At 62.3% G+C, this 15,468-nt stretch carries 13 protein-coding genes and 1 pseudogene; 8 read left to right on the forward strand and 6 right to left on the reverse strand.

Annotated features, from left to right (window positions below; genetic code table 11):
- Window positions 1–44 precede the first annotated feature (44 nt).
- Both AC07VU_RS11000 and cysS read left to right on the forward strand, forming a co-directional pair.
- Window positions 45–1,742 (forward strand): glutamine--tRNA ligase/YqeY domain fusion protein, encoded by a 1,698-nt coding sequence (locus AC07VU_RS11000; protein WP_053261853.1) that lies wholly within the window; start codon window positions 45–47, stop codon window positions 1,740–1,742.
- An 18-nt stretch (window positions 1,743–1,760) separates the two neighbouring features.
- Entirely contained in the window at window positions 1,761–3,143 is a 1,383-nt protein-coding gene (gene cysS, locus AC07VU_RS11005; protein WP_274304012.1) for a cysteine--tRNA ligase, read from the forward strand.
- Between the two features lie 72 nt (window positions 3,144–3,215).
- Here the strand turns inward: cysS and AC07VU_RS11010 are convergent, their stop codons facing one another.
- From AC07VU_RS11010 to AC07VU_RS11020, 3 genes are read right to left on the reverse strand one after another with little or no spacing between them, the layout of a single operon-like run.
- Window positions 3,216–3,593, reverse strand: coding sequence for a type II toxin-antitoxin system VapC family toxin (locus AC07VU_RS11010; RefSeq protein WP_007929631.1), 378 nt, complete (start codon window positions 3,591–3,593; stop codon window positions 3,216–3,218).
- On the reverse strand, window positions 3,590–3,883 hold the full coding sequence (locus AC07VU_RS11015) for a type II toxin-antitoxin system Phd/YefM family antitoxin (protein ID WP_256593410.1): 294 nt from the start codon (window positions 3,881–3,883) through the stop codon (window positions 3,590–3,592). Before AC07VU_RS11015 ends, AC07VU_RS11010 begins: the two co-directional genes overlap by 4 nt.
- Before the next feature lie 25 nt (window positions 3,884–3,908).
- A complete protein-coding gene (locus AC07VU_RS11020) occupies window positions 3,909–5,759 on the reverse strand; it encodes a sigma-54-dependent Fis family transcriptional regulator (protein WP_495029855.1) in 1,851 nt (616 codons plus the stop codon).
- Between the two features lie 294 nt (window positions 5,760–6,053).
- Here AC07VU_RS11020 and AC07VU_RS11025 point away from each other — a divergent pair, with 294 nt between their 5' ends.
- From AC07VU_RS11025 to AC07VU_RS11050, 6 genes are read left to right on the forward strand one after another with little or no spacing between them, the layout of a single operon-like run.
- Entirely contained in the window at window positions 6,054–7,148 is a 1,095-nt protein-coding gene (locus tag AC07VU_RS11025) for an ABC transporter ATP-binding protein (protein ID WP_007929624.1), read from the forward strand.
- Complete coding sequence (locus AC07VU_RS11030; protein ID WP_495029856.1) at window positions 7,148–8,263, forward strand: ABC transporter ATP-binding protein; 1,116 nt, start codon at window positions 7,148–7,150, stop codon at window positions 8,261–8,263. The genes AC07VU_RS11025 and AC07VU_RS11030 overlap by 1 nt, the downstream gene beginning before the upstream one ends.
- The gene (locus AC07VU_RS11035; RefSeq protein WP_007929620.1) at window positions 8,260–9,126 is read left to right on the forward strand and encodes a carbohydrate ABC transporter permease; all 867 of its coding nucleotides are present in this window, start codon (window positions 8,260–8,262) and stop codon (window positions 9,124–9,126) included. Before AC07VU_RS11030 ends, AC07VU_RS11035 begins: the two co-directional genes overlap by 4 nt.
- 11 nt (window positions 9,127–9,137) lie before the next feature.
- On the forward strand, window positions 9,138–9,938 hold the full coding sequence (locus AC07VU_RS11040) for a carbohydrate ABC transporter permease (RefSeq protein WP_007929618.1): 801 nt from the start codon (window positions 9,138–9,140) through the stop codon (window positions 9,936–9,938).
- Between the two features lie 10 nt (window positions 9,939–9,948).
- Entirely contained in the window at window positions 9,949–10,221 is a 273-nt protein-coding gene (locus AC07VU_RS11045) for a DUF2160 domain-containing protein (RefSeq protein WP_009044596.1), read from the forward strand.
- Window positions 10,222–10,271: 50 nt separating this feature from the next.
- Entirely contained in the window at window positions 10,272–12,014 is a 1,743-nt protein-coding gene (locus AC07VU_RS11050; RefSeq protein ID WP_087091627.1) for an ABC transporter substrate-binding protein, read from the forward strand.
- A 177-nt stretch (window positions 12,015–12,191) separates the two neighbouring features.
- Here the strand turns inward: AC07VU_RS11050 and AC07VU_RS11055 are convergent.
- The 3 genes and pseudogenes from AC07VU_RS11055 to nuoM all read right to left on the reverse strand — a co-directional run.
- Window positions 12,192–12,276 (reverse strand): annotated as a pseudogene (locus AC07VU_RS11055) (transcriptional regulator); the annotation flags it as partial.
- Window positions 12,277–12,464: 188 nt separating this feature from the next.
- Entirely contained in the window at window positions 12,465–13,928 is a 1,464-nt protein-coding gene (nuoN, locus tag AC07VU_RS11060) for an NADH-quinone oxidoreductase subunit NuoN (RefSeq protein WP_007929613.1), read from the reverse strand.
- 7 nt (window positions 13,929–13,935) lie between these two features.
- Window positions 13,936–15,468, reverse strand: a complete 1,533-nt coding sequence (gene nuoM, locus AC07VU_RS11065) for an NADH-quinone oxidoreductase subunit M (protein WP_007929612.1) — start codon at window positions 15,466–15,468, stop codon at window positions 13,936–13,938.

The raw sequence follows: 15,468 nt of genomic DNA on the forward strand, positions 1-15,468 counted from the left end.
TTATCAGGCCGCACCGGCCGCGCACTTGTACGTTCAAGGATCCTATGAGCAAGCCCACTGTCGACCCTACCTCGAATTCCAAGACCGGACCGGCCGTTCCGGTCAACTTCCTGCGCCCGATCATCCAGGCGGACCTGGACTCGGGTAAGCACACACAGATCGTGACCCGCTTCCCGCCGGAACCCAACGGCTACCTGCACATCGGTCACGCCAAGTCGATCTGCGTGAACTTCGGGCTGGCCCAGGAATTCGGCGGCGTCACCCACCTGCGTTTCGACGACACCAACCCGGCCAAGGAAGACCAGGAATACATCGACGCCATCGAAAGCGACGTCAAGTGGCTGGGCTTCGAGTGGTCCGGTGAAGTGCGCTACGCCTCGCAATACTTCGACCAGCTGCACGACTGGGCGGTGGAGCTGATCAAGGCGGGCAAGGCCTATGTCGACGACCTGACCCCCGAGCAGGCCAAGGAATACCGTGGCAGCCTGACCGAGCCGGGCAAGAACAGCCCGTTCCGCGATCGCAGCGTCGAAGAGAACTTGGACCTGTTTGCCCGCATGCGCGCTGGCGAATTCCCGGACGGTGCACGTGTGCTGCGGGCCAAGATCGACATGGCCTCGCCGAACATGAACCTGCGCGACCCGATCATGTATCGCATCCGCCATGCGCATCACCACCAGACCGGCGACAAGTGGTGCATCTACCCGAACTACGACTTCACCCACGGTCAGTCGGACGCCATCGAAGGCATCACCCACTCGATCTGCACCCTGGAGTTCGAAAGCCACCGTCCGCTGTACGAGTGGTTCCTGGAAAACCTGCCGGTGCCGGCACAACCGCGCCAGTACGAGTTCAGCCGCCTGAACCTGAACTACACCATCACCAGCAAGCGCAAGCTCAAGCAACTGGTGGACGAGAAGCACGTCAATGGTTGGGACGACCCGCGCATGTCGACCCTGTCGGGCTTCCGCCGTCGTGGCTACACGCCGAAATCCATCCGCAACTTCTGCGAGATGGTCGGCACCAACCGTTCCGACGGCGTGGTGGACTTCGGCATGCTGGAATTCAGCATCCGTGACGACCTCGACCACAGCGCCCCGCGCGCCATGTGCGTGCTGCGTCCGCTGAAGGTGGTGATCACCAACTACCCGCAAGGCCAGGTCGAGAACCTCGAACTGCCGCGCCACCCGAAAGAAGACATGGGTGTGCGGGTGCTGCCGTTCGCCCGTGAAATCTACATCGATCGCGACGACTTCATGGAAGAGCCGCCAAAGGGCTACAAGCGCCTGGAACCGGCCGGCGAAGTGCGCCTGCGCGGCAGCTACGTGATCCGCGCCGACGAGGCGATCAAGGATGCCGACGGCAACATCGTCGAGCTGCGTTGCTCGTACGACCCGGACACCCTGGGCAAGAACCCGGAAGGGCGCAAGGTCAAGGGCGTGATCCACTGGGTGCCGGCCGCCGCCAGCGTCGAGTGCGAAGTGCGCCTGTACGATCGCCTGTTCCGTTCGCCGAACCCGGAGAAGGCCGAAGACAGCGCAAGTTTCCTGGACAACATCAACCCTGACTCCCTGCAGGTCCTCACTGGTTGTCGTGCCGAACCCTCGCTGGGCAACGCACAGCCGGAAGACCGTTTCCAGTTCGAGCGCGAAGGTTACTTCTGCGCGGATATCAAGGACTCGAAACCGGGCGCACCGGTATTCAACCGTACCGTGACCCTGCGCGACTCCTGGGGTCAGTGATCAGTTAAGGAACTCCTTGTGCTAACGATCTACAACACGCTCACCAAGAGCAAAGAAGTCTTCAAGCCGCTCGATGGCAACAAGGTGCGCATGTACGTGTGCGGCATGACCGTGTACGACTACTGCCACCTGGGCCACGGCCGCAGCATGGTCGCCTTCGACCTGGTGACCCGCTGGCTGCGCTTCAGCGGCTACGACCTGACCTATGTGCGCAACATCACCGACATCGACGACAAGATCATCAATCGGGCCAATGAGAACGGCGAATCGTTCGAGGCGTTGACCGAGCGCATGATCGCGGCGATGCACGAAGACGAAGCGCGCCTGAACATCAAGAAGCCGGACATGGAGCCGCGTGCCACCGACCATATCGCCGGCATGCACGCGATGATCCAGACCCTGATCGACAAGGGCTACGCCTACGCGCCGGGCAACGGCGACGTGTACTACCGGGTCGGCAAGTTCCTCGGTTACGGCAAGCTGTCGCGCAAGAAGATCGAAGACCTGCGCATCGGCGCGCGGATCGAAGTCGACGAGTCGAAACAGGACCCGCTGGACTTCGTGCTGTGGAAAGCCGCCAAACCGGGCGAGCCGAGCTGGGAATCACCATGGGGCGCCGGGCGTCCGGGCTGGCACATCGAATGCTCGGTGATGTCGACCTGCTGCCTGGGCGAAACCTTCGACATTCATGGCGGCGGCAGCGACCTCGAGTTCCCGCACCATGAAAACGAGATCGCCCAGAGCGAGGCGGCCACCGGCAAGACCTACGCCAATGCCTGGATGCATTGCGGCATGATCCGCATCAATGGCGAGAAGATGTCCAAGTCCTTGAACAACTTCTTCACCATCCGCGACGTGCTCGACAAATATCATCCGGAAGTGGTGCGTTACCTGCTGGTGTCGAGCCACTACCGCAGCGCGATCAACTACTCGGAAGACAACCTCAAGGACGCCAAGGGCGCCCTGGAGCGTTTCTACCACGCCCTCAAAGGCCTGCCGACTGTACCGGCCGCCGGTGGCGAAGCCTTCGTCGAGCGTTTCACCGAGGTGATGAACGACGACTTCGGCACGCCGGAAGCCTGTGCGGTGCTGTTCGAGATGGTGCGCGAGATCAACCGTCTGCGCGAGAGCGATCTCAATGCGGCGGCCGGTCTGGCGGCGCGCCTGCGGGAACTGGCGGATGTGCTGGGTGTGCTGCAGCTGGAAGCCGACGACTTCCTGCAGGCCGGTGCCGAAGGCCGGGTCGACGCAGCGCAGGTCGAAGCGTTGATCCAGGCGCGCCTGGCGGCCCGGGCCAACAAGGACTGGGCCGAGTCCGACCGCATCCGCGACCAGATCACCGCCATGGGCGTGGTGCTGGAAGACGGCAAGGGCGGGACTACCTGGCGCTTGGCTGACTGATCGTTGTACTGGCGACAAACAGAAACCCGCCTTGTGCGGGTTTTTGTTTGCCTGCGATTTATCTGTGCGGGATCAAACCAGAATGGCCAGGGAGCTGTACTTGGCGACTAGCGGGTCGGCGGTCAGCAGTTTCATCGGTTCGCTGATCGCGGTGGCCACAATCAGCCGGTCAAAGGGATCGCGGTGGTGATGTTCAAGGTCTTTGACCGCAATGGCGTGTTCCGAGGTGATGGCCAGTTCGATGAAACCACTCGCCAGGCAATATTCGCGAATCTCTTCCAGGTCCACATCAAGCTTGCCCAGGCCAACCTTGATGGCCATCTCCCAGAAAGACGCGGCGCTGATATAGATTTCGGCAGCGCTTTCAATCAGCTTTCGGGCCTTGGCCGACAACTTCGGATCGTCGCTGAGGGTCCAGAGCAGAATATGCGTGTCGAGCAGGACTCTCACTCCCGGGTACCTTCGAAGGCGTCGAGCATGTCGTCCGGCAGCGGGGCGTCAAAGTCGTCGGGAAGCACCAGTTTGCCTTTCATTGCACCAATGCGCTGCCCCGACGGTTTGCCGACGGGAACCAGGCGGGCGAGGGCACGACCGTGTTTGGCGATGGTAATGACCTGTCCTGCCGCGGCATCGTCGACCAGTTTGGACAGGTTGTTTTTAGCTTCTGCCAGCGGGACAGTGATCATGAGGTTTCTCCAATATTCTGGACAAATATAGCCAGAATATTCGATCCCGGCCAAGCCGAGGCAGACGGCAGGTCAGGTTTTATGTATCCAGCTGTCGCAAGCGCTTGTACAGGGTATTGCGACTCACCCCCAGGCGCCGGGCCAATAGGGATATGTTGCCGCCCACGGCCTTGAGCTGGCGGTGCAGGTCGGGGGTGTCTTGCAGGTCGATGTCGCCGGGCGGTTCGTGGCTGGTGGCTGGCTCCATGTCCAGGTCGACAAAAAAATCGTCGGGCAGGTGCTCGGCGCGGATCGGTTGTTCTTCGGCCATGGCCAGCGCCACCTGCATCACACTGCTGACCTGACGCAGGTTGCCCGGCCAGGGATGGCGCTCGAACAGTTCCTGGACGTCGCGGCTGAGCCCGGCCCATTGGCCGGGCTCGCGATGCTGTTCCCAGATGCGCTTGAACAGCGCCTGTTTGTCGCTGCGTTCGCGCAGGGGCGGCAACTCCAGGGTCAGGCCGCCGATGCGGTAATACAGGTCCTCGCGGAAACGCCCGAGTTGTACCTGTTCGCGCAGGGAGCGGTTGGTCGCCGAGATGATGCGGATGTCCACCGGGAACAGTTCGCTGCTGCCCACCGGTTGTACGCAACGCTCTTGCAGCACACGCAACAGGCGGGCCTGGGTCGGCAAGGGCATGTCGCCGATTTCGTCGAGGAACAGCGTGCCTTTGTCGGCCTTGCGGATCAGGCCGATGCTGCCTTTCTGGCTGGCGCCGGTGAAGGCGCCTTTCTCGTAGCCGAACAACTCGGACTCCACCAGTTCGGCGGGGATCGCCGCGCAGTTCACGGCAATGAACGCCTGTTTGCTCCGCGAACTGGCCTGGTGCAGGGCCTTGACGAAAACTTCCTTGCCGACGCCGGTTTCGCCGTGGATCAACAGCGGAATGTCCTTTTCCAGCAGGCGTTCGGCCTGGCGCACGGCTTTCTCCACCCGGCTGTCGCCGAAGTGCAGGGTGTTCAGGCTGACAGCATCGGCACTGGCGGGGGCTGGGCGGGCAGGCGCCTCAGCAAAGATCCGGGCCTGGATTGGCACCTGCCTTGGACGCTTGAGCAGGCAATGGAAGCGGTTGCGACCGGCGGCCTGCAGGGCGAAGGGCAGGCCTTCGGGCTGGTTGAGCAATTCCAGCAGGGACACCTTGAACAGGCTTTCGATGCCGACCCGCGACAGGCTGATGCCCAGCAGGTTGTCGGCGCGGCGGTTGGCCGAAAGCACCTGGCCGCTGTCATCGAAGATCAGCAAACCGGCCCACTGGCTGTCGAGGTTGTTCAGGCCGGTGTTGAAGGTCAGCTGGAAATGCCGGCCTTCAAACAGGTTGAGGATCAGCCGGTTCTCCACGGTCTGGCTCATCATCTTGACCATGCCCAGGGTGTGGGAGGGCGGCAGGTAGCTGTCGCTGGAGACGTCCAGCACCGCGATCACCCGGCGCTCGGCATCGAAGATCGGCGCGGCCGAGCCGGTCATGAAGCGGTTGGCCTTGAGAAAGTGTTCATCGTGCTCGATATGCACCGCTTGTTCGCAAGCCAGGGCGGTGCCGATGGCGTTGGTCCCGCTGCAGTGTTCCAGCCAGCTGGCGCCGGCGCTGAAACCACGGGCCAGGCTCGGCTGGATAAAACGCTGGGTGCCCCAGGACGTCAGCACCTGGCCCTGGTTGTCGGCGAGCATGATCAGGCAATTGGAGTTGCTGAGGATGTTCTCGTAGTAGGGCAGGACTTCCTGGTGGGTGGTCTGCACCAGGGCATGCTGGCTCTCCAGCAACTGGGCGATGCGCTCGGCGGGCAGTTGATCGAAGGCGGGCGTGCTCTGGTGGCTGAGGCCAAAGGCCCGGCAGCGACTCCAGGAGTCCTTGATGATGGTCTCGTGAGACAGCGGTGAGGCAGGTGCGCTCATGGCGGTAGGTCTCTGAAAACGCTTTTATTGTTGTTATTGGCCTAGGCCCGGGACTGTGGCGTTTACGGGCAAAAGCGTCCATCCAGTGTTGTTCACTCTTGTTCATTGTCAACCGCCGGACTGTTCAGTTGTTCAGTGCGGGTTGTTCATTTCTGTTCAGCTGTGAACCTTCCAATAGCCTGTCTTTTAATAAATATCAGGCTTATCAGTGGCTTGGTTCGGTGCCACGGTTCTGGCACGAAAGTCGCTCTGCTGCTCCGGTCGCTTGACTCCAATAATAAAAAAGGCCGAGCCATGTCATTAACGCTGGAGCACGTCAGCCGTGTCGTCGAGGGCCAGACCTGGATCGATGACATCTCGCTGCGCTTTGAACCCGGTTCCTTCAATGTCCTGCTGGGGCGCACGCTGTCCGGCAAGACCAGCCTGATGCGCCTGATCGCCGGGCTCGACAAGCCCGCCAGTGGGCGCATCCTGATGAACGGCGTGGACGTCACCGGGCGCCCGGTGCGGCTGCGCAACGTGTCGATGGTCTATCAGCAGTTCATCAACTACCCGACCATGACCGTGTTCGAGAATATCGCCTCGCCGCTGCGCCAGGCCGGCGTTTCGGCGCAACTGATCGAGAGCAAGGTGCTGGAGACGGCGAAGATGCTGCGGATCGAGAAGTTCCTGCAGCGCCATCCGCTGGAGCTGTCCGGCGGTCAGCAGCAGCGCACGGCGATGGCCCGGGCGCTGGTCAAGGATGCCGAGCTGATCCTGTTCGACGAGCCGCTGGTCAACCTCGACTACAAGCTGCGCGAAGAGCTGCGCCAGGAGATGCGCGAGCTGTTCCAGGCCCGCCACACCATCGCCATCTATGCCACCACCGAGCCCAACGAGGCGCTGGCCCTGGGCGGCACCACCACCATCCTCCACGAGGGGCGCCTGGTGCAGAGCGGCAAGACCGCCGAGGTCTATCACCAGCCCCAGACGGTGCTGGCCGCCGAGCTGTTCTCCGAACCGCCGATCAACCTGATGCCGGGGCGCATCGCCGGCAACGAAGTGAGCTTCGCCAATTTCGTGCACTTTCCGCTGAACGTCGATCTGCGCCCGGTCGGCGAGGGCGAGTTCCGCTTTGGCGTGCGGCCCAGCCATATCTCCCTGGTGCCGAGCAACGACGACGACCTGGAGCTGGCGGTGACCGTCGAGGTGGCGGAAATCAGCGGCTCGGAAACCTTCCTGCATGTGCGCAACGAACAATTCCTGTTGGTGCTGCACCTGCCCGGCGTGCACGAATACGACGTCGACGCGCCGATCCGTATCTATATCCCCACCCACAAACTGTTCGTCTTCGATGCCCAGGGCCGTCTGGTCCAGGCGCCGGGGCGGCGCGTCGCGAGGGTTGCCTGATGGCCGAGATCCGTTTGCACAACCTCGCCCACAGTTACACCAGTACCCCGGCCGGTCCCGAGGACTATGCGATCCGCGAGATGAACCACGTCTGGGAGCAGGGCGGCGCCTATGCCTTGCTCGGGCCGTCCGGCTGCGGCAAGTCGACCTTGCTCAACATCATTTCCGGGCTGCTCAGCCCTTCCCAGGGGCAGGTGCTGTTCGATACCCGGGTGGTCAACGAGCTGACTCCCGAGAAGCGCAACATCGCCCAGGTTTTCCAGTTCCCGGTGGTCTACGACACCATGACGGTGTTCGACAACCTGGCCTTCCCGCTGCGCAACCAGGGCCTGGCCGAGGCCAGGGTGCGCAGCAAGGTGCAGGAGATCGCCGAGGTCCTCGACCTGCAGGCGCTGCTGAACAAGAAGGCGCGCAACCTCAGCGCCGACGAAAAGCAGAAGGTTTCCATGGGCCGCGGCCTGGTGCGCGATGACGTATCGGCGATCCTGTTCGACGAGCCGCTGACGGTGATCGACCCGCACCTGAAGTGGAAGCTGCGGCGCAAGCTCAAGCAGATCCACGAGCAGTTCAACATCACCATGGTCTACGTCACCCACGACCAGCTCGAAGCCTCGACCTTCGCCGACAAGATCGCGGTGATGTACGGCGGGCAGATCGTCCAGTTCGGTACCCCGCGGGAGCTGTTCGAGCGGCCGAGCCACACCTTTGTCGGCTACTTCATCGGCAGCCCGGGGATGAACCTGATCGAGGTCCGGGCAGAGGCCGGCGGTGTCAGGTTCGCCGGCACCCATCTGGCCTTGCCCGAGGCCTTGCAGCAGCGGATCGCCGAGACCGATTACCAGAGCCTGAAAGTCGGCATCCGCCCGGAGTTCATCCATGTCTGGGACGAGCCTTACGAGGAGGCGCTGCAGGCCGACGTGGTCCACATCGAGGACCTGGGTACCTACAAGATCATGACCCTGAACCTCGACGGCGCGGTCTTGAAAGTGCGGCTGGCCGAAGACAAACCGGTGCCGCAGGGCAGGGCCTGCATCAGCTTCCCCGCGCAGTGGCTGATGGTCTACGCCGACGAATACCTGCTGGAGGCCCACGTCACGAACGAGGTTCAGCCATGAACAAAGTGCAGAACAACAAAGCCTGGTGGCTGGTATTGCCGGTGTTCCTGCTGGTGGCCTTCAGTGCGGTGATCCCGATGATGACCGTGGTCAACTACTCGGTGCAGGACATTTTCGACCAGTCCAGCCGCTATTTCGTCGGCGCCGACTGGTACCGCCAGGTGCTGCTCGACCCGCGCCTGCACGACTCGCTGCTGCGCCAGTTCATCTATTCGGCCTGTGTGCTGCTGATCGAAATTCCCTTGGGCATCGCCATCGCCCTGACCATGCCGAGCAAGGGGCGCTGGTCGTCGGTGGTGCTGATCATCCTCGCCATTCCGCTGCTGATCCCGTGGAACGTGGTGGGCACCATCTGGCAGATCTTCGGCCGCGCCGACATCGGCCTGATGGGCTCGGCGCTGAATGCCCTGGGCATCGATTACAACTACGCGGCCAACACCATGGATGCCTGGGTCACGGTGCTGGTGATGGACGTGTGGCACTGGACCTCGCTGGTGGCGCTGCTCTGCTTTTCGGGGCTGCGGGCGATCCCGGACGTGTATTACCAGGCGGCGCGCATCGACCGGGCGTCGAACTGGGCGGTGTTCCGCCATATCCAGTTGCCGAAGATGAAAAGCGTGCTGCTGATCGCGGTGATGCTGCGCTTCATGGACAGCTTCATGATCTACACCGAGCCGTTCGTGCTCACCGGCGGCGGGCCGGGCAACGCCACGACCTTCCTCAGCCAGACCCTGACCCAGATGGCGATCGGTCAGTTCGACCTGGGCCCGGCTGCGGCGTTCTCCCTGGTGTACTTCCTGATCATCCTGCTGGTGTCCTGGCTGTTCTACACCGCCATGACCCACTCCGACGCCAATCGCTGAGGACGGCCGCCATGACCAAGCGCAAGCTGATACCGCTGCTGATCTACATCCTGTTCCTGCTGGTGCCGATCTACTGGTTGCTGAACATGTCGTTCAAGAGCAACAACGAGATCCTCGGCAGCCTGACCCTGTGGCCCCAGGACTTCACCTGGCACAACTACAAGGTGATCTTCACCGACCCCAGCTGGTACACCGGCTACCTCAACTCGCTGTATTACGTCAGCCTGAACACGGTGATTTCCCTGAGCGTGGCGCTGCCGGCGGCCTACGCCTTTTCGCGCTACCGCTTCCTCGGCGACAAGCACCTGTTCTTCTGGCTGCTGACCAACCGCATGGCGCCGCCGGCGGTATTCCTGCTGCCGTTCTTCCAGCTGTATTCGTCCATCGGCCTGTTCGATACGCACATTGCCGTGGCCCTGGCCCACTGCCTGTTCAACGTGCCGCTGGCGGTGTGGATTCTCGAAGGCTTCATGTCCGGGGTGCCGAAGGAAATCGACGAGACCGCCTACATCGATGGCTACAGCTTTCCCAAGTTCTTCGTGAAGATCTTCGTCCCGCTGATCGGTTCGGGGATCGGCGTGACGGCGTTCTTCTGCTTCATGTTTTCCTGGGTCGAGCTGTTGCTGGCGCGGACTTTGACCTCGGTGAACGCCAAGCCGATCGCCGCGGTGATGACCCGCACCGTGTCCGCCTCCGGTATCGACTGGGGCGTGCTGGCGGCCGCCGGGGTGCTGACCATTCTGCCGGGCATGCTGGTGATCTGGTTTGTTCGCAACCATGTGGCCAAGGGCTTTGCCCTGGGCCGGGTATGAGGAACCGTTGATGGAATGGATGAACTGGACCGCCCCGACGGCGGCATTCTTCGGTGTCATTGCCTTGATCCTGCTGGGCATGACCACTTGGGAGCTGCGTTCGCCGAGCATCCCTCGGCGCGGCTTCCTGCCGATTGCCACCACCCGTGGCGATCGTCTGTTTATCGGTCTTCTCGGCAGCGCCTACCTGCATCTGCTGGTAATCGGCGCCACCGACTGGAGCATCTGGGTGGCGTTCGTGCTGTCCCTGGTGTGGCTGTTGGCTGTGATGCGTTGGGGCTAGCCGGGCGCGTGCGCGGTGGTCCTGCTTCGAAATTCAACCGGGAGGTCTCTATGTTCGACAAAAACAATAAGCTGCGACATAGCGTTTCATTGGCGGCCATGCTGGCATTGAGCGGCTTGAGCGCGACGGCCTGGGCCGACGCCTATGAGGACGCCGCGAAAAAATGGATCGGCAGCGAGTTCAAGCCATCCACCCTGACCGCGGAACAACAGCTGGAAGAGCTGAAGTGGTTCATCAAGGCGTCCGAGCCGTTTCGCGGGATGAAGATCAACGTGGTCTCGGAAACCATCGCCACCCATGAATACGAGTCCAAGGTGCTGGCCAAGGCTTTCAGTGAAATCACCGGGATCAAGCTAACCCACGACCTGCTGCAGGAAGGCGACGTGGTGGAGAAGCTGCAGACCCAGATGCAGTCGGACAAGAATATCTATGACGGCTGGGTCAACGACTCCGACCTGATCGGCACGCACTTTCGTTATGGCAAGACCGAATCCATCACCGACCTGATGGCCAACGAGGGCAAGGACTACACCTCGCCGACCCTGGACATCAAGGACTTCATCGGCATCTCCTTCACCACCGCGCCGGACGGCAAGATCTATCAGTTGCCCGACCAGCAGTTCGCCAACCTGTACTGGTTCCGCGCCGACTGGTTCGAGCGGGCCGACCTGAAAGCCAAGTTCAAGGAGAAGTACGGCTACGAGCTGGGTGTGCCGGTGAACTGGTCGGCCTATGAGGACATCGCCAAGTTCTTCAGCGAGGACGTCAAGGAGATCGACGGCAAGCGGGTCTATGGGCATATGGACTACGGCAAGAAGGACCCGTCCCTGGGCTGGCGCTTCACCGATGCCTGGTTCTCCATGGCCGGCGGTGGCGACAAGGGCTTGCCCAACGGTTTGCCGGTGGACGAGTGGGGGATCCGCGTCGAGGATTGCCATCCGGTGGGCTCCAGCGTGACCCGCGGCGGCGACACCAACGGCCCGGCGGCGGTGTTCGCCACCACCAAATACGTCGACTGGATGAAAAAGTACGCGCCACCGGAAGCGGCGGGCATGACCTTCTCCGAGTCCGGGCCGGTGCCGTCCCAGGGCAATATCGCCCAGCAGATCTTCTGGTACACCGCCTTCACCGCCGACATGACCAAGCCGGGCCTGGCGGTGATGAACGCCGACGGCACGCCGAAATGGCGCATGGCGCCGTCGCCGCGTGGACCGTACTGGGAGGAGGGCATGAAGCTGGGCTATCAGGACGTGGGGTCCTGGACCTTCATGAAGTCCACCCCGGAGAAGCAGAAACTCGCGGCCTGGCTCTATGCCCAGTTCGTGACCTCGAAAACCGTGTCGCTGAAGAAAACCATCGTCGGCCTGACACCGATCCGTGAGTCGGACATCAACTCCCAGGCGATGACTGACCTGGCGCCGAAGCTCGGCGGCCTGGTGGAGTTCTATCGCAGCCCAGCCCGAGTGCAGTGGACGCCGACCGGCACCAACGTGCCGGACTATCCACGCCTGGCGCAGTTGTGGTGGAGCCATATCGCCGAAGCCGCCAGCGGCGAGAAAACCCCGCAACAGGCGCTCGATGGCCTGGCCAAGGACCAGGACGCGATCATGACCCGGCTCGAGCGCTCGAAAGCCCAGGCCACCTGCGCGCCGAAAATGAACCCCGAGCGCGACGCGCAATACTGGTTCGACCAGCCGGGCGCACCGAAACCGAAACTGGCCAACGAGAAACCCAAGGGGGAAACCGTGAGCTACAGCGAACTGCTCAAGTCGTGGGAGGCAGCGCGCAAATAAGGTTATGGATCGGTAATACGCAACGGCACCTTCGGGTGCCGTTTTTTCGAGGCGCGCGATGATTGCGTTGTCGCTTTCGCGAGCAAGCCTACCCTGGCTGCTTCGCGACGCAGGTGCCGACGGTCTTCAGTTCTGTAGGTGTAGAGGGTTGTCGCTCGATTGCTCGCGACAGCGTCCTGGTGGGTAATGTGATCCTGCCGTGACGTTCATCTGCCAGCGCTTCAAGGCCTTCGGCCAACTCGGAAAAGATGTCTCGTCTCATCGTCTTTCCTTGCCTCTATTTGAGTGTGACGTGTGGAGTTCACTTTAAAGCCAGGCACAGTTCGGGTATGTCAGGCATCACGGATTTGCTTGAAGGGTAATTCGCAGGGCAGGGGAGGGCCGTGCCCATAAATGCAAAACGGCGCCCGAAGGCGCCGTCTTGTTTTACCGCGGATCGTGCTTGAGCGATCAGCCCGCCAGACCGGATTGCTGGACCAGGATCAGCAGCGGTTGTGGGTAGACGCCGAGGAAGAACGCCAGGACCGCGATGGCCAGCAGCATTACGCCGCCGGCTTTCTGTTCCCAGTGCAGTTGGGCGTCGACGCGGCGCAGGTTCGGCTCGATCAGGTACAGGGTGACCATGACGCGCAGGTAGTAGAACACGCCGATGGCGCTGCCCAGAACCAGGGAGCCGACCAGCCACCATTGGTGCGCTTCGACACCGGTGGCGATGATGTAGAACTTGCCGATGAAGCCCGCGGTCAGCGGGATGCCGGCCAGGGACAGCATCATCACGGTCAGTACGGCGGTCAGGTACGGACGGCGCCAGAACAGGCCGCGGTACTCGTACAGGGCATCCGCGTCGCGACCCTTGTAAGGCGAGGACATCAGGGTGATCACGCCGAAGGCGCCGAGGCTGGTGATCACGTAGGTGACCAGGTAGACGCCGATGGCTTCCATCGCCAGGCCCTTGCTCGCCACCAGGGCGATCAGCAGGTAACCGAAGTGGGCGATGGACGAGTAACCCAGCAGACGCTTGAGGTTGCTCTGGGTCAGCGCCAGCAGGTTACCGAACAGGATCGAGGCAATCGCGATCAGGGTCAGCACGGTGTTCAGGACACCGCTGCTGGCCACCGGCGAGATCTGGAACAGACGCACCATCACCGCGAATACCGCCACCTTGCTCGCGGTGGCCAGGAAGGCCGCCACAGGCGCCGGGGCCCCTTCGTAGACGTCCGGGGTCCACAGGTGGAAGGGTACCAGCGACAGCTTGAACGCCAGGCCGATCAGCATCATGCCCAGGCCCAGTTGGGCCAACGGGCTAGGCAGGCCGGTCGCGGCCAGGGCCTGACCGATGCCGTTGAAGCTCAGGCTGCCGGCTTCGGCGTAGAGCAGGGCCATGCCGAACAGCAGGAACGCGGAACCGGCGGCCGACAGCACCATGTACTTGATGCCGGCTTCCAGCGAGCGCTTGTTGAAGAAGGCATAAGCCACCAGGCCGTAGACCGGTACCGAGAGCAGCTCCAGGCCGATGAACAAGCCGGCCAGGTGCTGCGCGCTGACCAGAACCAGGCCACCGGCGGCGGCCATCAGGATCAGCAGGTACAGTTCTTCGCGGTTGCCCGGGTAACCGGTGCCGCCGTCGCCCAGGTAGGCATGGGCGAGGGTGACGCAGGCCAGGGTGGCCACCAGGATCAGCGCCATGTACAGGCAGGCGAACTGGTCGATCTGCAGCAATGGAGTCACCGCCAGAGGGGTGACTTTCAGGGCCGGGAGGATCGACAGCAACGCCAGGTTCAGACCGGCGACCGACAGCAGGAAGGTTTGCGAATGGTTGCGACGCCAGGCGATAGCCAGCATCACCACAATGATGGTGAGGCTGGTGATCAACAGCGGCGCAAGCGCGATAAAGTGTTGAATCGTAAAGTCCATAGCGCTCTTACCGGGCCGAAGCGAGTTGAGTGAAGGCGGTGCCGAGCCATTGCTGCACGCCACTCATGGTGGCGGCAGAGGTATCGAGGAACGGTTGCGGGTAGATGCCGATGTAAATCAGCAGCGCCGCCAGTCCGACCACCATGATCAGTTCGCGAGCGTCCATGCCGTGCAGGACCGCGTCCGACTTGGCGGGGCCGAAGTAGGCGCGGTGAATCATGATCAGCGAATAGACCGAACCGAACACCAGGCCGGACGTCGCGAGCACGGTGACCCATGGGGCACGGGCGAAGGTGCCGATCAGGATCAGGAATTCGCCGACGAAGTTACCGGTTGCCGGCAAGCCCAGCGAGGCCGCGGCGAAGAACAGGCTGATGGCTGGCAGGTAGGCGATCTTCGACCACAGGCCGCCCATTTCACGCATGTCGCGGGTGTGGGTGCGTTCGTACAACTGGCCGCACAGGATAAAGAGTGCCGCCGCCGACAGGCCGTGAGCCAGCATCTGGATCACCGCGCCCTGCAGGGCCAGCTGGCTGCCGGAGTAGATGCCGATCAGCACGAAGCCCATGTGCGAAACGCTGGAGAATGCCACCAGGCGCTTGATGTCGGTCTGGGCGAAGGCCAGGAAGGCACCGTAGAAGATCCCGATCAGACCCAGGGTCATGGCGATCGGCGCGAACTCGGCCGAGGCATTCGGGAACAGCGGCAGGGCAAAACGCAGCAGGCCGTAGGCCGCGGTCTTCAGCAAGATACCGGCGAGGTCCACGGAGCCCGCGGTCGGTGCCTGGGCGTGGGCATCGGGCAGCCAGGAGTGGAACGGCACCACCGGCAGCTTCACCGCGAAGGCGATAAAGAAGCCGAGCATCAGCACGTACTCGGTGGTGGTCGACATCTTGGTCTTCAACAGGTCGGCGTAGTTGAAGGTAATCACGCCGGTGTCGTTGAAGTTGACCAGCACCAGACCGAGGATCGCCACCAGCATGATCAGGCCGGAAGCCTGAGTGAAGATGAAGAACTTGGTCGCGGCGTAGATCCGGGTTTTCTTGCCGTCCGAAGAACTGTGACCCCAGAGCGCGATGAGGAAGTACATCGGCACCAGCATCATTTCCCAGAAGAAGAAGAACATGAACAGGTCGAGGGCGAGGAACACGCCGACGACACCGCCCAGGATCCACATCAGGTTCAGGTGGAAGAAGCCCACGTGACGCTGGATCTCTTTCCAGGAGCAGAGGACGGACAGCACGCCCAGGAGGCCGGTCAGCAGGATCATCAACAGCGACAGGCCATCGAGGGCCAGGTGCACGTTGATGCCGAAGCGCTCGATCCAGACGTGCTTGAACTCCAGGGTCCAGGTCGGATCGGCGCCAGGTGCCGGAGCGAATGAATAGTCGCCATGGGCCCACAGCCAGAGGCCGAGAGCGAGTTCCAGGGACATGGTCAGCAGCGCAATCCAGCGGGGGAGGGTGGCGCCGAAGCGCTCACCCATCCAGCACAGCAGGCCGCCGATGAAGGGGATCAGGATTAGCCAAGGCAGAATCAT

The sequence above is a fragment of the Pseudomonas sp. GW821-FHT02B10 genome, from assembly GCF_059421865.1.